Genomic DNA, 21,009 nt, shown 5'->3' with positions numbered 1-21,009 from the left:
ACAGTTGCCCAGGGCAAACCCTGTCCAGACAGGCCGCATGCGTTTCTCAAGGAGACCCGGTGATGCAGAGTTCAAGCAACGCGTCGGCGCTGCGCCAGCCGGCGCCCGCCGGTGCCGGTTGGATGCAGGGCCTGATGGGCGACATGGACGAAGCCGCGCCTGGCCTCGGGCTGGCGCAGCGCCTCGTGGTGGGCGTCGAGTTGCGCGTCATCGACGGGCGCCTCGCCCCCGGCACCAAGATGCCTTCGGTGCGTGCGCTGGCCGGCAAGCTGGGCATCAGCACCTTCACCGTCACCGAGTCGTACAGCGCCTTGCGCGCGCGCTCGGTGCTGGCCTCGCGGCCGGGCAGCGGCTACTACGTGCTGCACCGGCCATCGCGCGTGGCACCCGACGACGCCGATGCGGTGCCGCGCATGACCGACACCGCCACGGCCCACGACCGCCCGCCACCCGCCGAATACCGGGGCGACGACCTGGTGCGCGAAGCCATGCGCCGCGTGGCCCGCTCGGCCCCCGAATGGGACAGCGGCACGCGACATGGTTTCGGCCTGCCGCGCCTGCGCGAGCTGATCGCCGCGCGCCATCGCGCCGAGCTGCCCGCGCTGGGCCCGCAGCAGGTCATGACGGCAGCGGGCAGCCTGGGCGCCACGATGTGTTTGCTGCAGGCCTGGACCGAACCCGGCGACGCGGTGCTGGTCGAGTCGCCCGCACCGCGCCAGCTGCGCAGCCTGATCCGCACGCTGGGCCGTCGCATGCTCGAAGTGCCACGGCGCGGCGGCTGCCTCGACATCGCCGCGCTCGACAGCCATGCCGCGATGTTGCCTGCGGCAAGCCGCCAGCGCCTGCTGTTCCTGTCGACGGCAGTTTCCAATCCGCTGGGCGTGTGCATGAGCCCGCAGGGCGCGCACCAGGCGCTGCAGGCGGCCGAGCGGCACGACCTGCGCGTGATCGAGCTCGACACCTGGCGCGGGCTCTCGCCGTTGCAGGCGCCCAGCCTTGCCGCGATGGACGGGCTGCAGCGCGTGGCGCAGGTCGGTGGCGTGTCGACCACGCTCTCGGCCAAGCTGCGGCTTGCACATGTGCTGCTGCCGCAGCATTGGGTCGACGATGCGGCCTTGCGCTGCCTGCACACCACGCTCGGCCCGAGCGAGTTCGAGGAGCGCGTCGCCTGCGAGGTGCTGGCCGATGCCGGCTATCCGCGCTTCCTGCAGAAGCTCAACACCGCGCTGAAGATCGCCGGCGAGCGCACGCTGTCGCTGTTGACCGGCGCGGGCCTGCAGGCGCTGTGCGTGCCCGATGGCGGTCCCTTTCTCTGCGCAGGCTGGCCGCCCGGCTGTGAGCCTCGTCCATCGGGTGATGCGGTGCTGCAGGAGGCGCGCAAGCAGGGCTTGCCGCTCGCGGCCGCGACCGATTTCGGCGACATGCCGCAGCCCTTTGCCTGGTATCGCTTCAACGTCGCGCACTGCGGCGACGAGCGACTGGTGCGCTTCCTGGCGCGGATGAAGAACCCATGAGTGCTGCGCCACCCCTGCGAACTGCGGCGCGTCCTCCCGCCGTGAAGCGCCAGGCCCGCCGCCAGAACCTCGAGAGCGCCATCCTCGCGGTGGCGCAGGAGCGATTCGCGCTGCACGGCTACGGCGGCGTGTCGGTCGACGACATCGCGGCCGACGCGGGCATCTCCAAGCAGAGCCTGCTGTACTACTTCCCCTCGAAGAAGGCGCTGTACAGCCGCGTGTTCAACGACGTGCTCGACTCGTGGCTGTCGAACCTCAACAGCCTGGCCGATGCCGACCTCGACCCGCATGCCGCGCTGGAGCGCTACGTCACGCAGAAGCTGCAGTTCTCGTACGACCACCCTTCGGGCTCGCGGCTGTTCGCGCAGGAAATCATTTCGCAGGCGCCGCAGTGCGCCGACGACATCGAGGCCAAGCTGGTGCCCGCCTTCCGCGCCGAAGCCGCTGTGCTGAACCGCTGGATGGCGAATGACGACGTGGCGCCGCTGCCCGTGCCGCACCTGCTGTTCACGCTGTGGGCCATGACGCAGACCTACGCCGACTTCGCCTGGCAGATGCGGATGCTGCTCGGCAAGCAGGCGCTGGAGCCGGCGGATTTCGATCTGGCCCGCGAGACCATCCTGCGGATGCTCGAAGGCGCGCTGGGGCTGAAGCGGCCCGCCACCTCGGCGGTGGTGACGAGCGGGCACGCTGCGCTGCCTCCCGTGGAAAAAGCCGGAAAGGAGCGGGCCTAGTCGCGCGTCTCGAGCACCATCGACACCTCGACCACGCCGCCGCGAGGCAGCGAGGCGACGCCCACCGTGGTGCGAACCGGAAGGGCGGCATCGGGGAAGATCTGTTGCAGGGCCGCCGAGGCTGCGTCCATCACCTGGGCGTGGTCCTTGAAGTCGCCGCAAGCCTGGAGGTAGCCGTTCAGTGCCACGACGCGCACGACGCGCGAGAGGCTGCCGAGCTCGTCCTGTGCCGCGCGCAGCAGGGCGCCGACAGCAGCCACTGCGGCCCGCTGGCCGCGCGGCACATCGTCGGGGCCTTCGAGCCGGCCTGTGATCACCTGGCCGTTCTCGCGCGCCACCACGCCGCTCGTGTGCAGCAGACTGCCGGCCCTCGCGAATGTGGCGTAAGTACCCGATGGCTTGGCCCGTGCCACTTCCGGCGGGCAAAGCTGGTCGAGCAAGAAATCTTCGGGTTGCGCATCGCAGGCCTCGCCGCCGACCCAGCACCCTTCCTGCGTGTTCGCATCCCATGGCAATCCCACGTGGATCGCGGAGGGCGAACCCATTGCTTCTCCCTGCCGCACGGTCACCGACAGCGCCTCGCGGCCGACCAGCCCGAGGTGGCGCAGGCCCCAGGCCAGCGCCGCGGCGGCGATGCCCGTGGCGGCGTCTTCCGGGTAGCCGGAAGATTTGGGAAATTGCCGTGCGCTGACCGTGTCGGTCTCGTCCCGTGACATGGCATAGGGATACAGCCCGGTGGACCCGAGACGTTCGCACAGCGATTCGACGCGTGCGAAGTCGACGCGCAAGGCGTGCAGTTGCGCGGTGTCGGCCAGGCGAACCAGCGTCTTGACCCGGCTGGTGGCGGCGTTGAGCACCGGCCCCACGATCTGCCCGACCTCGATGCCCAGGCACTGCGCGATGTCTTCGACCCGCTGCCGCTGCGTCACCTCTTCCACCGTGGCACGCGGCTGGCTGATCTGCACCGTGCCATCGACGCGCCGGCCCGTGACGGTGCCGCTGAGCGTTTCGATCGCGACGGGCGTGCCGTCCCATTCGCCGCGCCGGTGCAGCAGCCACAGCGCGCCGACCGTGGCGTGGCCGCACATTTCCATCTCGTGCTTGGGAACGAAGTAGCGCATGCGCAGCCGGTGCGCCGGTGTGGTCGGCTTCAGCACGAAGACGGACTCATGGCCGCTGCGCCGGGTGTGCGCCTGCATCTGTGCGGTGGAGAGCGCGTCGGCATCGAGCCAGACCGGCGCGGGGTTGCCGCCGGCGGCCTTGTCGGGGCCGACGAACACGCGGATGTTCCGGCAACCGGGCGCAGAAAAAATCGCAGCCATCGTCAATCAGCCCTCGCGTTGACCGAGCGCGCAATGCCGCCCCAGAGCTTGATGTCGCCGCGGATGTGCTCCTCGAACACCTCGGGCCGCACGTTCCACGGCGTCACGCCCTTGGCCAGCATGTCGGCGCGCAGTGCCGGGTCTTTCATCGCGGTGTCGAGCGCGGCGCGCAGGCGCTGCACCACCGGCTGCGGCGTGGCGGCCGGTGCCATCAGGCCGTACCAGAGCTGCGGCTTGAAGTCCTTGATGCCGGCCGCCTCGAAGGTCGGCAGGTCGGCAAAACCCGCCGACGGTTCACTGATGGCCAACGCCCGCATGCGGCCGCCGCGCACCTGCGCCAGCAGAGCGGGCGGGTTGTCGAACAGTGCCTGGATCTGGCCTGCCATCAGGTCGGCCTGCGCGGGTGCGGCACCGCGGTAGGGCACATGCGTCATCTCGATGCCGGTGCGCTGCTTGAAGAGTTCGCCCGCCAGGTGGCTCAGGCTGCCGTTGCCGATGCTGCCGTAGTTGAGCGCCTGCGGGTTGGCCTTGGCGTAGCCGACGAAGTCCTTCACCGTGCGCGCCGCCAGCGCGGGCGTGACCACCAGCACGAAAGGCGTGGTGCCGATGGTGCCGATCGGCACCAGGTCCTTGAGCGGATCGTACGGGAGCTTGGGGTACACCGCATCGGCCGAGGCGATGGTGGTCGTGGTGCTGGCCACCAGCGTGTAGCCGTCGGGGTTCGCCTTCGCGCCGAAGCCGGTGCCCACAGTGCCGCCCGCGCCCGAGCGGTTGTCGATGATGACCGACACACCGAGCGCAGCCTGCAGCCGCAGCTGCACCGAACGGAAGATCACGTCCGTTCCGCCGCCGGCGGGGAAGGGTACGATGATGGTGATCGGCTTCACCGGGTAGGCCGGATCGGAGGCCGGCCACGAGGCGGTCGGCCCGTACAGGGCACCGGCGGCGGCCAGGCCCAGGAGCGCGCGGCGCAGAGGTTGAGTAGTCATGGGGTCTTCTTGCAGGAGTGGTCCTTCCGATTCTGTGGAGCGCGCGCCAACGCGTGCGCCCGATTGCGACATGCGCGGCTTCGAATGCGACAAGGAATGGCCATGCCACTGACTTCCAGCCACCCGCCGCCCCGCCAATCGCTGTTCGTCGAACGGCTGTCTCACCAGGCGACGATGGTCGCCAACACCCGCGACCACTACGCCACCGACGCGCATGTGCACGATTGCGACATGCTGTTCGTGCCCATCGCAGGCCGCTTCAGCGTGGGCGATGCGCAGGGCGAGGCGCAGCGCCTCGGGCCCGGCCACTTCGTCTGGTTCGCGGCGGGCAGCGCGCATTCGACGACCACGCTCACCGCCGGCCAGAGCCATGTCGCGGTCTACGTCGATCCGGCGCTGTGGGCCACGGCCTTGCAGGCGCAGGGCGTCGTGCGGCCCCCGCAAGGCATGCGCGCGGGCAGCACCGCGCTGGGCGCCCTGTCGCAGCGGATGTTCGAATCGACCCGCGCGGGCGACAGCGAGAACTACGTGCTGTGCGGCGCGCTCGTGATGGAGGCCGCGCGCCTGAGCGCCAACCCGTTGTCGGAGGGCGACGCCTCGCCGGCGCTGTGGGTGGCCGAGCTGCTGGCCGAAACGATGCTGCGAGATCTGGCGCAACCCCTGTCGCTCGATGCCTTCGCCCAGCAGCACCGGCTGTCGCGCCGGCAGGTGGAGCGGATCTTTCGCGCGAAGCACGGCATCTCGCCGCTGGAGTTCCTGCAGCGCCAGCGCATCGAACGGGCCGTGTACCTGTTGCAGACCACGCGGGACTCGGTGCTGTCCATCGCGCTGCAGGTCGGCTGGGAGTCGGCGTCCTATCTTTCCCGGATGCTGGAGAAGACCTGGGCGAAGACGGCGACGCAAATTCGCGCGGCAGCCCCTCGACAAAACTAGCCCGGCCGCTCAGGCCGGCGGCGGCGCTTCCCACGCGAAGCCCACGCCATACACCGACCGAATCCAGTCGTGCGCGGGCGTCACCGCGCCGAGCTTGCGGCGCAGGTTCTTCACGTGGCTGTCGATGGCGCGCTCGGTCACGTCCACCGTGTCGTCGTAGGCCAGCTCCAGCAGCCGGGCGCGCGAGAAGATGCGGCCCGGGTGCCGCGACAGCACCTGCAACAGCCCGAACTCGCGGCGCGTGAGGTTCAGCGGCGTGCCGTCGAGCGAGGCGCGCCAGTGCACGTCGTCGAGCACGAGCCCCGGGGCATCGCCAGGCGCGCCCTGCGCGGCCACGGCCGGCGCCGGCGCGGTGCGGCGCAGCACGGCGCGCACGCGCGCCACCAGCTCGCGCGGCGAGAAGGGCTTGCACACGTAGTCGTCGGCGCCCAGCTCCAGACCGAGCAGGCGGTCGACCTCCTCGATGCGCGCGGTGAGCATGATGATCGGGTGCGCCGTGTGCTCGCGCGCGCGGCGCAGCACCTCGATGCCGTCCAGGCGCGGCAGCATGATGTCGAGCAGCGTGAGGTCGGGCGGCGCGGCGACGATGCGTTCGAGTGCGCTCTGCCCGTCGGCGAAATGTTCGGTGTCGTAGCCGGCGTGGCGCAGGTAGTCCTGCACCACGGAGGCGATGTCGAGTTCGTCCTCGACGATCACGATGCGCGTCATGCGGAAGCCGCCAGCGGAAGGGTGATTGTCATGCGCAGCCCGCCCAGCGGCGAGGGCGCCGCCTCGATGCTGCCGCCGTGCGCCTCGAGGGTCGCGCGGCAGATCGACAGGCCCAGGCCCGAGCCGCCCAGCGCGCGGCTGCGCGAGGTCTCGCCGCGGAACAGGCGGTCGAAGAGGCGCGGAATCTCTTCCTCGGGCACGCCCGGTGCGCTGTCGTCGAACACCAGCGTGAGGCAATTGCCGGTCCATGCGCCTTCGACGCTCACGCCGATGCGCAGCTGGCCGCCGGCGTCGGTGTAGGCCAGCGTGTTCTCCAGCAGGTTCATGAAGACCTGGTGCAGCCGGTGCGCGTCGCCGTCGATCACCGGCTGGGCCGAGGCGGCGATGCGGTCGAGGGCGTCGCGGTCGAGCGCGATGCCGCGCTGCGCGAAGCGGTCGCGCGTGTGGTCGAGCGCCTCCTTCAGCAGCGACAGCGGGTACACCGGCGCCTTCAGCAGGTCGCTCTGGGGCTCGCGCATGCTGCTGCGCAGGTCGTCGACCAGCTGGCCGAGGCGGATCACCTGCCGGTGCATGCGCAGCGCGGTGCGTTCGTCGAAGCTGCGCACGCCGTCCTGCAGCGCCTCGATCTCCGCGCGCATGGCGGCCAGCGGCGTGCGCAGCTCGTGCGCCGCATCGGCCAGCCAGGCGCGGCGCGAGGCCTCGGCCGTGTCCAGGCGCTGCGCCATGTCGTTGAAGGTCTTGCCCAGCAGCGCGAGCTCGTCCGAGCCGTGGACCGCGACGCGCGTCGAGAGCCGCCCACGCGCCACGTCCTGTGCGGCCTGCGTGAGCGCGTCGATCGGCTGGAACCAGCGGCGCGCCAGCAGCCACGACAGCACGAGCGCAAAGGCCAGGCCGCACAGCCCGGTGAGCGCGATCACGCCGGACTGCCGGGCGAGAAAGGCGCGGTCGGCCTCGCTCTCCAGGCCCTGCATCGGCGCGAGCGCGAGGTAGCCGACGACGGTGCGCCCGTGGCGGATCGGCCGGCGCGCGGCGTTCTCCGGGTCGATGGTCGCGCCGACCACGAGCGCGCCGTGGGCATCGAGCACGGCGAGGCGGCGGAAGATCGAGTCGGGCGGGCCGGCCAGGCCGGGGAAGAAGCCCGGGGGCGGCATCAGGAAGCGCCGGGGCAGCAGGTCGAGCTGCGGCGGGGTGGGTGGGGGCGAGGCGGCGGGCGAGATGCCGCTGGACGACTCCGCCTGCGGCGTGCCGTCACCGGGCGTGCCGGGCGCGCGGCGCTCGTACCAGGGCGGCAGCCGCCGGTCGTCGGGCGTGGCGGCGCCGTCGATCACCATGGCCGACTGGCCCAGTTGCAGGCGGTGCCAGGCGTCGTCGTTGTCGCGCAGTTTCTTCCAGTCGCCGTTGGCGGTGTAGTGCTTCAGCAGGAGCTGCGAGAGCCAGTCCATGCGGCGGATCTCGATCTCGGCCACGTAGGCGCCCAGGCCGCGCTGCAGCGCGACGATCGAGAAGCCCACGAAGCTCAGCAGCAGCACGATCAGCAGGGCGGCCAGGGCCAGGAAGATCTTGCGGGAGAGGGTCAGGCGCGGCATGGGCTCGGCGGCGGAGGCATGGCCGCATTCTGCGGCATGCGTTTCGGGGGCGGGGATGGCATGGGCAAGCCGCCGATCATGGCGTCCGATTGGGGAGGAATCTGGGAGACGCGTCCTTCCCACCCCTCTCTCACCTCTCTCCCACATTTCTCCCGATTCGGATCGCACGATGCCCGGCATGACACCGGACACGCATCGCGCTCCTTCCACCTCCGCCTTCCGCGCACTGGCCGCCGCCGCGCTCGCCTGGGGCCCGCCGGGGCACGCGGCGCCGCCGTCCACGCCCCCGGGCGACACCGACATCGACCTGCTGCTGTTCCTGCTGGCGGCGCTGTTCTGGGGCGTCGCGCATGTGTGGACGCTGCTCGTGGTCTGGGCCGAGGCGCGGGCCTCGGGCGCGCAAGCGCCTGCCAGAAAGCAGGAGGCTGCTCATGGCCGGTGAAGCGATCGGGCGCCGGGGCTTGCTGGCCGCGATCGGTGCGGCGGGCCTGGCCGCGTCTGCACCCGTGGCCGCCGCGGCGCAGAAGCTCCCGCTGACCGCCCAGACCACCGAGGGCCCGTACTACCTGGACCTCGCGAACTTCCGCACCGACCTGACCGACGGCCGCGAGGGCGTGCCGCTCGATGTGCGCCTGCGCGTGCTCGATGCCGCCGGGCGCCCGCTGCGCGGCCTGCGCACCGACCTGTGGCACTGCGACGCGCAGGGCAACTACTCGGGCTTCGGCGGGCAGGGCGACGACCGCACGCGCGGCTTCGAGGGCCAGGCCTTCCTGCGCGGCAGCCAGCGCACCGACCTCGACGGGCAGGCCACGTTCGCCACGCTCTACCCGGGCTGGTATGCGGGGCGCACCACGCACATCCACGTCAAGGTGCACCACCGCGAGCGCGCCGTGCTCACGACGCAGTTCTTCCTGCCCGATGCGCTCAGCGAGTTCCTCTACACGCAGGTCTCCAGCTACCAGCGCGCGCGGCTGCGCGACACGCTCAACAGCGCCGACGGCATCGCGTTGCGGGCCGGCGACACGGTGCTGGGCTCGGTGCGCGAGGAAGGCCGGCGCTATGTCGCGCTGCTCACGCTGGTGGTCGACCCCGCCGCGCGCCCGGTGACCGAGCGCCCGCCGCAGCCCCACACAGGGCCGGCACCAGTGGGCGGCGTGCGGCCGATGCGGCCGCGCACGCCCGAGGGCCTTGCCCGCATCCGCGCGCTGGTGCCGCCGCGCACGGAAGGCTGAGCGGTGTTGCGCATGCCGCTCCCGCCCGCCGCGCCTGCCGATTGGCGGATGACGCCGCGCGCCGCGGTGCGCGCGCTGGCCCACACCTGCGCGGGCGGCCTGGCCTTGTGCAGCCTGGCGCTGGGCATCGGCGTCGCGGCTCGCGGCGCCTGCGCGGAGGCCCGGCAGGCCGAGGTGCGCAACTCGCGCCTGGCGACGCTGGCGCCGATCATGCAAAGGGGCAGCGAAGGCCGCGGGCCGCGCGGCCACGGCGCATGCAAGGCCAGGCCCGCCCTCAGCCCGGTCGCTGCGCGAAGCTGAACCCCACGCCGTAGACCGAGCGGATCCAGCCGTGCGAGGGCGACACGGCCGCGAGCTTGCGTCGCAGGTTCTTGATGTGCCCGTCGACCGCGCGCTCGTTCACGTCCAGCGCCTCGGGGAACGCCGCTTCGAGCAGCCTGGCGCGCGTGAACACGCGGCCCGGTTCGCGCGACAGCGCGCGCAGCAACAGCAGCTCGCGGCGCGTGAGCGCCAGGGCCCGGCCCTCCAGCCAGGCATGGCCCAGCGCGCTGTCGAAGGCCACGGCCGGCGAGGCCATGCCCACGCTCAGGTCGAGCGGCGCACGCCGGCGCAGCACCGTGTGCACGCGCGCCACCACCTCGCGCGGCGAGAAGGGCTTGCAGACATAGTCGTCGGCGCCCAGGTCGAAGCCGCGCAGCCGGTCGGCCTCGTGCGCGCGCGCCGTCAGCACGATGATCGGGTGGTCGCTGCGCGCGCGCACCTGCGCGATCACCTGCAGCCCGTCGATGCGCGGCAGCACCACGTCGAGCAGCGTGAGCGCCGGCGGCGCGTGCAGGATGCGATCGAGCGCGGCGGCGCCGTCGCCGAGTTGCTCCACCTCGTGGCCCGCGCGCTGCAGCGGGCCCAGCAGCAGCGACGCGATCTCGCGTCCGTCTTCCACCAGCAGGATGCGGCTCATGGGGCGTGCGGGCCGGTTCAGAAGGACGTGCCGATCTGGAACTGGAAGCGCTGCGTGCGGTCGGCTGCGATGCCGTTGGCCGTGTCCTCCTTCTGGTAGACGATCGGCACCGCATACGCCAGGCGCAGCGGGCCCAGCGGCGAGATCCAGCTGATGCCCAGGCCGGCCGAGGCGCGCAGGCGGTTCTGCGCCTTCCATTGCGCGTCGGTCATGCTGGCCGTGCGTTCGGCGAACACGTTGCCCGCATCGAAGAAGGTGTAAAGCCGCAGCGACTTGTCGTTGCCCGCGCCGGGGAAGGGCGTGGTCAGCTCCATGTTGAAGATCGCCTTGCGCGTGCCGCCCAGCGAACCGCCGGTGACCGCGTCGGTCGGGCCCAGCGAGTTCTGCTCGAAGCCGCGGATCGAGCCCAGCCCGCCCGCGTAGAAGTTCTTGAAGATCGGGAAGCTGCTGCCGCCCAGCGCTTTCGCATAGCCGAGCTGGCCGTTGAAGGCCAGCGTGTACTGCTTGGACAGTGGCACGTACTGCTGGTACTGGTAGTTCGTCTTCAGGTAGCGCAACTCGCTGCCCACGCCCAGCTCGAGGTTGGCGCTTTGCAGGCGCCCGCGCGTGGGCACCAGCGCGCTGTCGCGGTCGTCGCGCGACCAGCCCACAGTGGCCGGGATGCCCACCACGTTCCTGCCCGCGCACACCACGCTCGGCGCGGTGCCGGTGCACTGGAAGTAGTCGAGGTAGGCCTGCGGCGTGGCCGTGTAGACGTACGAGCCGTTGACCAGCGTGTACGAGCCGTTGGTGCCTGGCGTGAACGAGTAGCGCTCCACGCCGATGCCCAGGTACACCGTGTCCAGCTCGTTCACCGGCAGCCCGAAGCGCACCGAGCCGCCGTCGCTCGCGAGCTTGTAGTTGCCGTCGGCCTCGTAGTAGGGCCGCGTGGTGGTGTGGAACAGGTTGAAGGTGCGCGAGATGCCGTCCTTCGTGAAGTACGGGTCGGTGGCCGTGAGCGACACCGAGCGGTTGTACGAACTGGTGTTGACCTGCAGCCCGAGGTAATTGCCCGAGCCGAACACGTTCTCCTGCGTGATGCCGAAGCTCAGCGAAATCTTGTCGGTCGACGAGTAGCCCGCGCCGAGTTGCAGCGAGCCCGTGGGCTTCTCGGCCACGGTGACGTTCAGGTCGACCTGGTCGTTGCTGCCCGGCACTTCGGCGGTCTCGACGTTCACGTCGGTGAAGAAACCCAGGCGGTCGACGCGGTCGCGCGAGAGCTTGATCTTCGTGCCGTCGTACCAGGCGCCTTCGTACTGGCGGAACTCGCGCCGGATGACCTCGTCGCGCGTGCGCGCATTGCCGCCGATGTTCAACCGCCGCACGTAGGCGCGCCGCCCGGGCTCGGCGTTCAGCACCATCACGACGCGGCGTTGGGCACGGTCGATCTCGGGCTCGGCCCTCACGCGCGCGAAGGCGTAGCCGAAGGTGCCGAAGTGGTCGGCGAAGGCCTTGGTGGTGGCCGCCACGTCCTCGCCGTTGTAGGGCGCGCCGGGGCGCACGGTGACGAGCGACTTGAACTCGTCCTCGCGCCTCAGGTAGTTGCCCGCCAGCTTCACGCCGGCCACCGCGAACTTCTCGCCCTCGCTGATGTTCACCGTGAGCTCCAGCGTCTGCCGGTCGGGCGAGATCGCGACCTGCGTCGACTCGATGCGGAACTCGAGGTACCCGCGCGTCAGGTAGAACGCGCGCAGCGTTTCCAGGTCGGCGTCGAACTTGGCGCGCGCGTACTGGTTCGACTTCGTGTACCACGCCAGCCAGCCGCCGTTGTCCTGGTCGAACAGGTCGAGCAGCGTGCGTTCGTCGAAAGCCTGTCGCCCGACCACGCGCACCCGCGTGATGCGCGCCGGCTCGCCCTCGGTCACGCTGAACGTGAGGTTGACGCGGTTGCGCTCCAGCGGCGTCACGGTGGTGACCACCTGTGCGTTGTAGAGGCTGCGACCGATGTACTGGCGCTTGAGCTCCTGCTCCGCGCGGTCGGCCAGCGCCTTGTCGTACGGCCGGCCTTCGGCCAGCCCGATGTCGCGCAGCGCCTTCTGCAGTGCCGCCTTGTCGAACTCCTTGGTGCCCGCGAAGTCGACATCGGCCACGGTGGAGCGCTCTTCGACGATGACGATGAGAACCTGGCCGTTCACGTCGATGCGCACGTCCTTGAAGAGCCCCAGGTCGAACAGCGCACGAATGGCTGCGCTGCCGCGGTCGTCGCTGTACATGTCGCCGGCCTTCAGGCCGAGGGTCGCGAACACCGTGCCCGCTTCGACGCGCTGCAGGCCTTCGAGGCGAATGTCCTGCACGGTGAACGGGTCAGCGGCCTGTGCCGGGCAGGCCACCATCGCGAGGCACAGCGCGGCAAGGGCCGCGAGGGACTTGGGAGAAATCATCATCACCGCATGGTCTTCACCAATGTCGGAGGAATGTGGGACGCCCTCCCGCGTGCAGGGCCGGTTGGTGAGCAGTCGTTACTGCAACCCCATCGCGTTCACCGCCGGCCACGCCACCGCAGGCCGTTCCATCCGTTCGCGGCAGTTCTGCGCATGCGTTTCCAGCGACAGGTCGCCCTGGATCTCCAGCAGCCGCTGCACCGTGCGATCGACCGCCTGCGCGTCCAGCAGCGGGTACGTGCGCGCCGTGCGCCCGTTGTTGCGCACCAGGCGCGCGATGTACGGCAGGTCCTGCTGCGTGATCACGGCCGCAGGCATCGCGCCCTCCAGCTCCACGCCTTCGCACGGCAGCAGCACGAAGTACTGCAGCCGCAGGTCGTCCGGCAGCAGGCTGCGCAACTGCGTCGTCTTGCGCCCGCCTTGCCAGGCCGGGTCTTTCACTTCACGCGCCCGCGTGCAGCCATGCAACCGCAGAAACCAGCGCGGCGGCGCCTCGTCGGATTTCTTGCGATAGACGAACGCATTGCGCCAGGCCTTGATCTCGAACAGGTACACCCCCGTCTCGCACACGATCACCGCATCGATGCGCGCCGTGGGCACCGCGCAACCGGAGGGCATCGGGATGATGAGGTTGCGAAGAATGCGCAGATGCGAAAACGCCGGACTGAACGCGGTGGCAAGTTGCTGCACCCCGAGCGACGCGGCGACCGCGCTTTGCTGCAGAACAATGGTCATGTCGAACTCCTTCGGAGCCCCGAGCATTGCTGGGCTTTTAGGAGACTTCTGGTAAACGAGGCAGAGCCCGTCTGCCTTCACAGGCCGAGCGAAGCGATGGCCCGCCCGGTATCCAAAGCCCTTCTGTATGCGCCGAGGAGCGCAGCGTTTCGCGGATCAGGGCTCGCCCTTGTTTGAGCGAAGCGAGTTTGGGCGAGACCCCGCGAAACGTGAGCACCGCAGGTTGCCCGCAGCGAAGCGGAGGGACGCAGACAGCAGGGTCGCCTTTTCTTTGCTTACTTTCTTTTGGCGAAGCAAAAGAAAGTGAGTCGCCCGCCGGGGCGAGACCCGGCCTCAGCCCCCCAAACGACTAACCCTCAATCTTCCCAAGCCGAGATTCACGAAGCCGGCTAGGCGCCAAAGCCCCAGCCGATTCAAGAATCGGATAAGCAATAGAACAGATATGCGAATTGATCCGCTTCAAATCGCTGATCAAGTCAATGTGCAGAGAACTCGTCTCGATGCTCAAAGTAGTCCGATCCGACAACCGATCCAGATGGGTCGTGGCATAAGCCCGCTCCAGATCCCGAAACCGCGCCTTCTCTTCCAGCAGCTTCTGCGCGTCGCGCACATTGCCGTTCAAGAACACACTCATGCTCAACCGCAGATTGGCAACCAGCCGCTGGTGCAACTCGACGATCTCCGCCATCCCAGCTTCCGAGAAGTTGCGCTGCGGCTTGATCTTCTTGTCCTCGATATCAATGATCACCCGCTCGATGATGTCCCCGATCTGCTCCATGTTGATCGTGAAGCTGATGATGTCCGTCCAGCGCCGGCTTTCCTCCTCGCCCAGCGCCTCGCGCGAGATGCGCGTCATGTAGTACTTGATCGCCGAGTACAGCTCGTCCACCGTGTCGTCCAGCTGCCGCAGCTCCTGCGCCAGCCGCAGGTCGTTGTTGCGGATCACGTCGAGCGTGCCGATGAGCATGGTCTCCACGATGTCCGCCTGGTGCAGCGCCTCGCGCGCCGCGTTAGAAATAGCGAGAGAAGGCGTCGACAGCGCCGAAGGATCGAGGTGGTGCGGCCGGCTCGTGCCCACCGGCTGCGGCGGCACGGGCAGCATGCGCGTCACCAGCTTGGCGACCCACTGCGTGAGGCCGATGAAGCCGACGCTGATCACGATGTTGAACGCCAGGTGGAACAGCACCACGCCGTGCGTCTGGTTCGGCAGCTGCGGCTGCACGTAGCGCACCCACAGCCCCACGAACGGCGTGACCAGCGCCACGCCCAGCGCCTTGAACAGCAGGTTGCCCACCGTCACCTGCCGCACCGACACCGCCGAGCGCGCGGTGGTCAGCACCGCCAGCAGGCCGCTGCCGAGGTTGGCACCGAGCACCAGGCCCAGCGCCACGTCGAGTGGCACCACGTTCGAGCTCGCCATGGCCGCCACCAGCAGCACCACCGCCAGGCTTGAATAGGCCACGATGGCCAGCGCGGCACCCAGGGTAATTTCCAGCAGCACATCACTGGTGATGGACGCCAGCAGCGCCCGCACGGCCGGCGACGAGAACAGCGGCTCGGTGGCCGCCACCACCAGCTGCAGCGCCAGCAGCATCAGCCCCAGCCCGATCAGCACCCGCCCCACGCGCCCCGCCACGGTGGCCGAGCGCGTGATGAACAGCACCACCCCCACGAAGATGAACATCGGCGAGAGCCACGAGAGGTCGGCCGAGAACAGCACCGAGATCAGCGCCGTGCCCACGTCGGCGCCCCGCATCACCGCCAGCGCCGCCGGCAGCGTGACCAGGCCCTGCCCCACGAACGAGGAGGTCATGAGCGAGGTGGCCGTGCTCGACTGCACGAGCGCCGTGACGCCGATGCCCGAGAGCGCGGCCGTGAAGCGGTTGCGCATGCTCTGCACGAGGATCTTGCGCAGGTTGGCGCCGAAGACGCGCAGCACGCCGGTGCGCACGAGGTGCGTGCCCCACACCAGCAGGGCGACGGCCGCAAGCAGATTCAGAAGGTGCTTCATGGAGGGCGGGGTCTGACCTTTCTCTTGTTTTCGTTTTGATTCGTTTCAGCCCCATTTTCCACAAGTAGACACTTCAGTCGATCAGGGCTCCGTTGTCGTGGAAAGGATAAGGGCCTTCGAAGCTGCCGGAGGCCGCCAGGTGCGTGACGAGCCGGCGCCCGGCCGCGGACCAGGCGTGCACGCGGAAGGCGGGCGGCTCCAGCGTCCAGGCCGAGGCGGCGTCGGGCGCCAGGTCGAGGCAGACCTGGTGCGCCTGCGCCGGCGAGGTCGAGGCGATGGTGCCGCCGAAGCGCACGTCGATCGCGCGGTGCAGGTGGCCGCAGATCACGCGCTCGACGTTCGTGTAGCGGCACAGCAGGGCCTCGAGCGCGTCGGCGCCTTCGAGCAAGCCGATCTCGTCCATGTGGCCGATCAGCGTCTCGAAGGGCGGGTGGTGCATGGCGACCACCACGGGCTCGTGGCGGCAGGCGTCGAGCTGGGCTTCGAGCCAGGCCAGGCGCCGCTCGCACAATGTGCCGTGGCTGGCGCCGGGCACGCAGGTGTCGAGCGTGAGCAGCCGCAGGTCGCCCACGCGCACCGAGTACTGGACGAAGCCGTGCGTGTCGGCGCCCGTGCCCAGGTAGGCGTGGCCCGGGAAGCTGCGGCGCAGCTGGTCGCGGTCGTCGTGGTTGCCGGGCAGCAGGTAGACGGGCATCGTCAGCGGCGCGAGCAGGGCGGCCAGGTGTTCGTACTCGGCGGCGCGGCCGAAGTCGGTCAGGTCGCCGGTGATCACCACCGCCTCGGGCGGCTGGCGCAGCGCGAGCACCGACTGCACGGCGCGCGCGAGGTAGGGCGCGGTGTCGATGCGGCCGTAGGCCAGCCGGCCGGGCTCGCGGATGTGCAGGTCGGTCAGCTGGACCAGGAAGGTGTTGGGGTTCGTCGTCGTGGTCATGGTCATGCGCGGGTTTCCTGCGAGGTCATCAGGCGGTCGGCCAGGATGCGCAGGCCCACCGCGTCACCCGGTCCGAAGGGGTTGTCGCGCCCCACGTCGGCCACCAGCACGGGCTGGTCCTGCAGGCGCAGGTGCAGCTGCACGCGGTCGCCGAGGAAGGTGCGGCGTTCGACCGTGGCGCGGCCCCAGCCGGGCGCCTCGCCGGGCGGGGGCGCGCCGACCTCGATGTCTTCGGGCCGCACCAGCAGCGTCGCATGCTGCTGCCAGGGCGCGGGGCAGGGCAGCGACGACCCTCCGAGTCGGACAACGCCCTGCGCGATGGCGTCGGGCGCGCGCTCCAGCCGGTTGACCCGGCCCAGGAACTCGGCCACGAAGGGGTGCGCGGGCGCGCGGTACAGGTCTTCGCCGCGCCCGACCTGCACGATGCGCCCGGCGCGCATCACCGCGAGCCGGTCGGCGATGGCCAGCGCCTCCTGCTGGTCGTGCGTGACGTGGATGGCCGTGATGTGCAGGCGGCGCAGCAGCTCGGCGAGTTCGTCGCGCAGCGACTCCTTGAGCTTGGCGTCGAGCGCAGCCAGCGGCTCGTCGAGCAGCAGCACGCGCGGGCGCACGGCCACGGCGCGCGCCAGGGCCACGCGCTGGCGCTGACCACCCGAGAGTTCGGCGGGGCGCTTGTTCTCCAGGCCGCCCAGGCGCACGAGGTCGACCAGTTCGCCCACGGCGCGTTTCTCTTCCTCGGGCGACACGCCGCGGATGCGCAGGCCGTAGCCGATGTTGGCCGCCACCGTCATCTGCGGAAAGAGGGCGTAGCTCTGGAACACCATGCCCACGCCGCGGTGCTCGACGGGGCGCTGCGTGACGTCCTGGTCGCCGAAGACGATGCGGCTGCCGTCGTCGGGCGCTTCCAGCCCGGCGATGAGGCGCAGCAGCGTGGTCTTGCCGCAGCCCGAGGGGCCGAGCAGCGCGAGCACCTCGCCGGCCTCGACTTTGAGGTTGGTGGGCTGCAGGCCGCGCGTGCCGTCGGCGTACGTCTTCGCGCAGTTCGAAATGTCGACGGGGATGCGTTCAAGTTCCATGGCGTTTCTGCATCAGGTTGGCAAGGTACTGCAGGCCCCACAGCACCGGAAGAATGACGGCGAAAAAGACCAGCGTGTAGGCCGATCCGATCTCGATGCGCATCGAGGCGTAGCTGTCGGCCAGGCCCACGGGCAGCGTGCGCGTGAGCGGCGTGTGCAGCATCCAGGTGAGGTTGAACTCGCCCACCGACAGCGTGAACACCATCAGGCTGCCGGCCACGATGGCCGGGAACACCGCAGGCACCAGGATGCCCATGAAGCGCTGGCGGAAGTTCGCGCCCAGCGAACGTGCGGCCTCTTCGAGCGCGAGCAGGTCGTCGCGCTGGAAGGCCGAGCTCACGGTGCGCACCATGAAGGGCAGCGTGAAGACGATGTGGCCCACGAGAATGAAGGCGAAGCTCTGGCGAAAGGCCGTGAGCTGGCCGTAGGCGAGGATGAGCGCGAGCGCCGTCGCCAGGCCCGGCACCGCGACCGGCAGGGTCAGCAGCTCTTCAAAAATGCGCGCCGCGCGCGAGCGGCTGCGCGCCAGCGTGTAGGCGCAGGGCACGCCGATCAGCACGGTGCACACGACGCAGGCCACGGCCAGCGCGAGCGACCAGCCGACGGTGCCGCCGTAGTTCTCCCACACCTCGCCGAGCCAGCGCAGCGTGAGGCCGCTCTTCAGGCCGGTGCTGTAGTTGTTGACGAGGCCGGCCATCACCGACAGCAGCATCGGCGCGATCATGAAGAGGCTCACGATCACCGTGATGGCGAGCAGGAAAGGGGCGCGGGGTTGCGAAGGGGTCTTCATCATCGGGCGACCGGGTTGGCGCCGAAGCGGCGCGCCACGAAGAGCACCAGCCAGGTCACGACGCCCAGCGAGATCGACAGCGACGCGGCGAGCGCGAAGTTGGCGTAGTTGGTGAACTCGTTGTAGATGGTGATGGGGATCACCTCGAACTTGCTGGCCAGCGTGAAGGCCGTGCCGAAGGCGCCCATCGAGGTGGCGAACAGGATGGCGCCGCAGGCCAGCGTGGTGGGCGCGAGCTCGGGCATCCACACGTCGCGCGCCACGCGCAGCTTCGAGGCGCCGAGCGAACGCGCCGCTTCCTCGAGCTGCGTGTTCATCGACTCGGCCGCCGCGGCGTAGGTGGCGATGGCGCGCGGCAGCGAGAAATACAGGTACGCCAAAAAGAGGCCGAGCAGGCCGTAGGCGAAGGTGATGCGCTCGCCGACCAGCGCGTCGCTCAGGTCGGCCACCACGCCCTGGCGCCCGCCGAGCAGGATCACGAAGAAGCCGATGATCACGCCCGGGAACGACAGCGGCAGCGTGAGCAGCGACAGCAGCATGCGCTTGCCGGGAAAGGCATGGCGCGCGAGGTAGATGCCCACCGCCGCGCCCAGCACCAGCGTGGCCAGCGTCACCGCCACCGACAGCGCGACGGTGTTGGCCATGCTGTGCAGGTAGCGCGCATCGGTCAGCACCGCGAAGTAGGTGGCGGCGCCCTTGTCGGCCGGCAGCGCGAGCAGGCGCACCACCGGCAGCAGCCAGAAGGCCGCGAAGAAGACGGCCGCCGGCGCGACGCAGGCCAGCAGTCGCCAGCGCGGGTTCCAGGCGTTGGAGGAGGTGGTGCGTGTCATCGCGCGCGGCGCCGGGTCAGCGCACTTCCTTCAGGTACTGGTCGGAGAAGCCACGCTGCGCGTCGGCCATGCGGGCGTAGTCGACGGTCTTGGCACGGGCGTAGTCGCTCGCGGGCAGGAACTGCGCCTCGATCTCCTTGGGCATGGCGCTGGCGCGCACCGGGCGCAGGTAGGCCTTGGCCCAGATCGCCTGGCCTTCGTCGGACAGCGTGAAGTCGAGCACCTTCTTCGCATCGGCCGCGTGCGGCGCCTTGGCGACCAGGCTCATCACGTAGGGCACGGCCAGCGTGCCTTCGCTCGGGATGACGAAGGCGACGTTGGCCTTGTCCTTGTACTTGGCGCGGTAGGCGTTGAAGTCGTAGTCGAGCAGGATCGCGATCTCGCCCGACAGCACGCGCGCGTACGAGGTCTGCTTGGGCACGATGGGCTCGTTCTTCTGCAGCGCCTTGAAGTAGTCGATGGCCGGCTTGAAGTTGTCGAGCGTGCCGCCGCGCGCCTGGTTCACCGCCACGGCGCCCACGTAGCCCACGAAGGCCGAGGCGGGGTCGAGGTAGCCGATGAGGCCCTTGTACTCGGGCTTGAGCAGGTCGGCCCACGACTTGGGCACCGGCTTGCCCTTGAGCGCGTCGACGTTGACCATGAAGCCGAGCGTGCCCGAGTGGATGGTGAACCAGTTGCCGGCCGGGTCCTTCAGGCCGTCGGGAATGTCTTTCCAGGCGGCCGGCTTGTAGGGCTCGACCACGCCGTCTTTCGCGGCCTGCACCGCGAAGGTCACGCCGAGGTAGGTGACGTCGGCCACGGGGCTGGCCTTTTCGGCGACCAGCTGTGCGAGCGACTGGCCCGAGTTCTTGTTGTCGGCCGGCACGGTGATGCCGGTCTTGGCCTTGATGGCCTTGAGCTGGGTGCCCCAGTCGGCCCATTCGGTCGGGCAGTTGTAGCAAATGGCGGTCTGGGCCATGGCGCCGCCAGCGGCGACGAGGGCGGCGGCCAGCACGCCGAGGCGGGCGAGGCGGTGAAAGCGAAGGGACATGGAAGAACTCCTGGGAGGGGTGGTGAGGTCAGGACAGTGCGGCGTCGTTGTCTTCGCGCGCATTCGCGCACGACTCGCCGTCTCGGAAGGCATGGGGCAGCAGCAGGCTCGCGTCGGCCTGCAGCGCGCGGCCGCCGGCGATCGCCTGCGCCAGCAGCTCGACGCTGTGGCGGCCGATGTCGCTGTTGGGCTGCGCGATGGTGGTGAGCGCGGGCGTGAGGTCTTCGCCCAGCGCGATGCCGTCGAAGCCGACCACACTGAGGTCGTCGGGCACCGCCAGGCCGCTCAGGTGCGCGGCGCGGATGCTGCGGATGGCGAGCAGGTCGTTCGAGCAGACCAGCGCCGTGGGGCGGTTGCGCGGGCGCAGCTCGGCGCACAGCGCATCGACGGCGGTCTCGACGAAGGGCACCTCGACGAGCGGCGGCGCTGCAAGGCCGGCCTCGGCCATGCCGCGCTGGTAGCCGCGGTAGCGCTGCTGCGCGCGGTCCGAGGCGGCCAGCGTGCCGCTGACCATCGCGATGCGCCGGTGGCCCAGCAGCACGAGGCGCGTGACCGCATCGGCCACCGCGCCTTCGCTGTCGACCGACACGCAGGGATGGTCGGCGTGCCGGTTGTAGGCCAGCACGTAGGGCACGCCGGCGGCCTGCAGGCGCTGCAATGCGGCCGAGGTGGACGGGTTCGACACCACGAGGATCAGCCCGTCGACGTTGCCCGCCAGCAGCAGCTGGACGGCGCGCTCTTCCTCGTCGAGCCGGTAGCCGGTGGTGACCGGCAGGATCGCGTAGCCGCCCGCGACGGCCGCGCGCGCAATGCCCTGCAGGCATTCGGCAAAGGTCGGGTTCAGCAGCGTGGGCAGCACCACGCCGAGCGTGCGGCTGCGCTGGGTGCGCAAGGTGCGGGCGCTGGCGTTGGGCAGGTAGTTGAGCTCGCGCGCCACGCGTTCCACCAGTTCGCGCGTGGCCGGCGTCACCTTCTCGGGGAAATTGAAGGCGCGCGAGACCGTGGCCACGGAGACCCCGGCCTGGGCGGCTACTGCTTGGATGCTCATCGTGCGGGGTCCGTGGTGGGGTTCATGTAATCGATTACATTGGACCGGCGCAGTATGACTTCGCGATGACAGGGTGGGGAAGTGGGGAGAACCCCGGGGCCGCTGGCGCAGGGTGCGGCCCAAAGAAAAAGGGGCCCGTGGGCCCCTTTGGTCTAGAACTGG

The 21,009-nt window shown here is 70.0% G+C and carries 20 protein-coding genes; 6 read left to right on the top strand and 14 right to left on the bottom strand.

Annotated elements, in window-relative coordinates; translation table 11 throughout:
* The first annotated feature begins 62 nt into the window (after positions 1-62).
* Together AC1RL8_RS15535 and AC1RL8_RS15530 are read left to right on the top strand one after the other, a co-directional pair.
* Positions 63-1,514 carry an aminotransferase-like domain-containing protein gene (locus AC1RL8_RS15535; protein WP_492684725.1) on the top strand — a complete coding sequence of 484 codons (1,452 nt, stop codon included), beginning with the start codon at positions 63-65 and terminating at the stop codon, positions 1,512-1,514.
* On the top strand, positions 1,511-2,248 hold the full coding sequence (locus AC1RL8_RS15530; RefSeq protein WP_492684724.1) for a TetR family transcriptional regulator C-terminal domain-containing protein: 738 nt from the start codon (positions 1,511-1,513) through the stop codon (positions 2,246-2,248). Before AC1RL8_RS15535 ends, AC1RL8_RS15530 begins: the two co-directional genes overlap by 4 nt.
* Here AC1RL8_RS15530 and AC1RL8_RS15525 read toward each other — a convergent pair.
* The gene (locus AC1RL8_RS15525; protein WP_492684723.1) at positions 2,245-3,570 is read right to left on the bottom strand and encodes a PhzF family phenazine biosynthesis isomerase; all 1,326 of its coding nucleotides are present in this window, start codon (positions 3,568-3,570) and stop codon (positions 2,245-2,247) included. The two genes, AC1RL8_RS15530 and AC1RL8_RS15525, sit on opposite strands and share 4 nt — an antisense overlap.
* Positions 3,571-3,572: 2 nt before the next feature.
* Complete coding sequence (locus tag AC1RL8_RS15520; RefSeq protein ID WP_369629904.1) at positions 3,573-4,559, bottom strand: Bug family tripartite tricarboxylate transporter substrate binding protein; 987 nt, start codon at positions 4,557-4,559, stop codon at positions 3,573-3,575.
* A 102-nt stretch (positions 4,560-4,661) separates the two neighbouring features.
* Between AC1RL8_RS15520 and AC1RL8_RS15515 the strand changes: the two genes are divergently transcribed.
* Positions 4,662-5,492, top strand: a complete 831-nt coding sequence (locus tag AC1RL8_RS15515) for an AraC family transcriptional regulator (protein ID WP_159273091.1) — start codon at positions 4,662-4,664, stop codon at positions 5,490-5,492.
* Positions 5,493-5,501: 9 nt separating this feature from the next.
* On the opposite strand, the gene AC1RL8_RS15510 is transcribed toward AC1RL8_RS15515, so the two are convergent.
* Positions 5,502-6,200, bottom strand: a complete 699-nt coding sequence (locus tag AC1RL8_RS15510) for a response regulator (protein ID WP_095948738.1) — start codon at positions 6,198-6,200, stop codon at positions 5,502-5,504.
* Positions 6,197-7,786, bottom strand: a complete 1,590-nt coding sequence (locus AC1RL8_RS15505; RefSeq protein ID WP_492684722.1) for an ATP-binding protein — start codon at positions 7,784-7,786, stop codon at positions 6,197-6,199. Before AC1RL8_RS15505 ends, AC1RL8_RS15510 begins: the two co-directional genes overlap by 4 nt.
* A gap of 178 nt (positions 7,787-7,964) precedes the next feature.
* Here AC1RL8_RS15505 and AC1RL8_RS15500 point away from each other — a divergent pair, with 178 nt between their 5' ends.
* The 3 genes from AC1RL8_RS15500 to AC1RL8_RS15490 are packed head-to-tail and all read left to right on the top strand — an operon-like array spanning position 7,965 to position 9,318.
* Positions 7,965-8,228 carry a hypothetical protein gene (locus tag AC1RL8_RS15500; protein ID WP_492684721.1) on the top strand — a complete coding sequence of 88 codons (264 nt, stop codon included), beginning with the start codon at positions 7,965-7,967 and terminating at the stop codon, positions 8,226-8,228.
* Positions 8,218-9,018 (top strand): dioxygenase family protein, encoded by an 801-nt coding sequence (locus tag AC1RL8_RS15495; RefSeq protein ID WP_492684720.1) that lies wholly within the window; start codon positions 8,218-8,220, stop codon positions 9,016-9,018. Before AC1RL8_RS15500 ends, AC1RL8_RS15495 begins: the two co-directional genes overlap by 11 nt.
* A 12-nt stretch (positions 9,019-9,030) precedes the next feature.
* Positions 9,031-9,318: a hypothetical protein gene (locus AC1RL8_RS15490; RefSeq protein ID WP_492684719.1), complete on the top strand. Its 288-nt coding sequence runs from the start codon at positions 9,031-9,033 to the stop codon at positions 9,316-9,318.
* Here the strand turns inward: AC1RL8_RS15490 and AC1RL8_RS15485 are convergent.
* The 10 genes from AC1RL8_RS15485 to AC1RL8_RS15440 form a co-directional block, all read right to left on the bottom strand.
* Positions 9,293-9,976, bottom strand: a complete 684-nt coding sequence (locus AC1RL8_RS15485; RefSeq protein WP_492684718.1) for a response regulator — start codon at positions 9,974-9,976, stop codon at positions 9,293-9,295. The two genes, AC1RL8_RS15490 and AC1RL8_RS15485, sit on opposite strands and share 26 nt — an antisense overlap.
* A gap of 17 nt (positions 9,977-9,993) precedes the next feature.
* Positions 9,994-12,399 carry an outer membrane protein assembly factor BamA gene (gene bamA, locus AC1RL8_RS15480; RefSeq protein ID WP_492684717.1) on the bottom strand — a complete coding sequence of 802 codons (2,406 nt, stop codon included), beginning with the start codon at positions 12,397-12,399 and terminating at the stop codon, positions 9,994-9,996.
* A gap of 75 nt (positions 12,400-12,474) precedes the next feature.
* Complete coding sequence (locus AC1RL8_RS15475; protein ID WP_492684716.1) at positions 12,475-13,131, bottom strand: nuclease-related domain-containing protein; 657 nt, start codon at positions 13,129-13,131, stop codon at positions 12,475-12,477.
* Positions 13,132-13,480: 349 nt separating this feature from the next.
* The gene (locus tag AC1RL8_RS15470; protein WP_062480901.1) at positions 13,481-15,142 is read right to left on the bottom strand and encodes a Na/Pi cotransporter family protein; all 1,662 of its coding nucleotides are present in this window, start codon (positions 15,140-15,142) and stop codon (positions 13,481-13,483) included.
* Between the two features lie 73 nt (positions 15,143-15,215).
* Complete coding sequence (locus tag AC1RL8_RS15465) at positions 15,216-16,073, bottom strand: phosphodiesterase (RefSeq protein ID WP_492684877.1); 858 nt, start codon at positions 16,071-16,073, stop codon at positions 15,216-15,218.
* A 2-nt stretch (positions 16,074-16,075) separates the two neighbouring features.
* Positions 16,076-17,149: an ABC transporter ATP-binding protein gene (locus AC1RL8_RS15460; RefSeq protein WP_492684715.1), complete on the bottom strand. Its 1,074-nt coding sequence runs from the start codon at positions 17,147-17,149 to the stop codon at positions 16,076-16,078.
* A complete protein-coding gene (locus AC1RL8_RS15455) occupies positions 17,139-17,939 on the bottom strand; it encodes an ABC transporter permease (RefSeq protein ID WP_159273407.1) in 801 nt (266 codons plus the stop codon). Before AC1RL8_RS15455 ends, AC1RL8_RS15460 begins: the two co-directional genes overlap by 11 nt.
* Positions 17,939-18,769: an ABC transporter permease gene (locus tag AC1RL8_RS15450; protein ID WP_159275532.1), complete on the bottom strand. Its 831-nt coding sequence runs from the start codon at positions 18,767-18,769 to the stop codon at positions 17,939-17,941. Before AC1RL8_RS15450 ends, AC1RL8_RS15455 begins: the two co-directional genes overlap by 1 nt.
* Before the next feature lie 16 nt (positions 18,770-18,785).
* Entirely contained in the window at positions 18,786-19,799 is a 1,014-nt protein-coding gene (locus AC1RL8_RS15445; RefSeq protein WP_062480910.1) for an ABC transporter substrate-binding protein, read from the bottom strand.
* Positions 19,800-19,827: 28 nt separating this feature from the next.
* Positions 19,828-20,847: a LacI family DNA-binding transcriptional regulator gene (locus tag AC1RL8_RS15440; RefSeq protein ID WP_492684714.1), complete on the bottom strand. Its 1,020-nt coding sequence runs from the start codon at positions 20,845-20,847 to the stop codon at positions 19,828-19,830.
* Positions 20,848-21,009 lie beyond the last annotated feature (162 nt).

The organism is Variovorax sp. GW822-FHT04E09, assembly GCF_058800845.1.
Note: the sequence above shows the minus strand (reverse complement) of the source record. Positions and strands in the feature narration are given on the sequence as shown.

Coding starts and splice junctions, on each gene's coding strand:
- AC1RL8_RS15535 (WP_492684725.1), top strand. CDS start 63: ATGCAGAGTTCAAGCAACGCGTCGGCGCTGCGCCAGCCGGCGCCCGCC.
- AC1RL8_RS15530 (WP_492684724.1), top strand. CDS start 1,511: ATGAGTGCTGCGCCACCCCTGCGAACTGCGGCGCGTCCTCCCGCCGTG.
- AC1RL8_RS15525 (WP_492684723.1), bottom strand. CDS start 3,570: ATGGCTGCGATTTTTTCTGCGCCCGGTTGCCGGAACATCCGCGTGTTC.
- AC1RL8_RS15520 (WP_369629904.1), bottom strand. CDS start 4,559: ATGACTACTCAACCTCTGCGCCGCGCGCTCCTGGGCCTGGCCGCCGCC.
- AC1RL8_RS15515 (WP_159273091.1), top strand. CDS start 4,662: ATGCCACTGACTTCCAGCCACCCGCCGCCCCGCCAATCGCTGTTCGTC.
- AC1RL8_RS15510 (WP_095948738.1), bottom strand. CDS start 6,200: ATGACGCGCATCGTGATCGTCGAGGACGAACTCGACATCGCCTCCGTG.
- AC1RL8_RS15505 (WP_492684722.1), bottom strand. CDS start 7,786: ATGCCGCGCCTGACCCTCTCCCGCAAGATCTTCCTGGCCCTGGCCGCC.
- AC1RL8_RS15500 (WP_492684721.1), top strand. CDS start 7,965: ATGACACCGGACACGCATCGCGCTCCTTCCACCTCCGCCTTCCGCGCA.
- AC1RL8_RS15495 (WP_492684720.1), top strand. CDS start 8,218: ATGGCCGGTGAAGCGATCGGGCGCCGGGGCTTGCTGGCCGCGATCGGT.
- AC1RL8_RS15490 (WP_492684719.1), top strand. CDS start 9,031: ATGCCGCTCCCGCCCGCCGCGCCTGCCGATTGGCGGATGACGCCGCGC.
- AC1RL8_RS15485 (WP_492684718.1), bottom strand. CDS start 9,976: ATGAGCCGCATCCTGCTGGTGGAAGACGGACGCGAGATCGCGTCGCTG.
- bamA (WP_492684717.1), bottom strand. CDS start 12,399: ATGATGATTTCTCCCAAGTCCCTCGCGGCCCTTGCCGCGCTGTGCCTC.
- AC1RL8_RS15475 (WP_492684716.1), bottom strand. CDS start 13,131: ATGACCATTGTTCTGCAGCAAAGCGCGGTCGCCGCGTCGCTCGGGGTG.
- AC1RL8_RS15470 (WP_062480901.1), bottom strand. CDS start 15,142: ATGAAGCACCTTCTGAATCTGCTTGCGGCCGTCGCCCTGCTGGTGTGG.
- AC1RL8_RS15465 (WP_492684877.1), bottom strand. CDS start 16,073: ATGACCACGACGACGAACCCCAACACCTTCCTGGTCCAGCTGACCGAC.
- AC1RL8_RS15460 (WP_492684715.1), bottom strand. CDS start 17,149: ATGGAACTTGAACGCATCCCCGTCGACATTTCGAACTGCGCGAAGACG.
- AC1RL8_RS15455 (WP_159273407.1), bottom strand. CDS start 17,939: ATGAAGACCCCTTCGCAACCCCGCGCCCCTTTCCTGCTCGCCATCACG.
- AC1RL8_RS15450 (WP_159275532.1), bottom strand. CDS start 18,769: ATGACACGCACCACCTCCTCCAACGCCTGGAACCCGCGCTGGCGACTG.
- AC1RL8_RS15445 (WP_062480910.1), bottom strand. CDS start 19,799: ATGTCCCTTCGCTTTCACCGCCTCGCCCGCCTCGGCGTGCTGGCCGCC.
- AC1RL8_RS15440 (WP_492684714.1), bottom strand. CDS start 20,847: ATGAGCATCCAAGCAGTAGCCGCCCAGGCCGGGGTCTCCGTGGCCACG.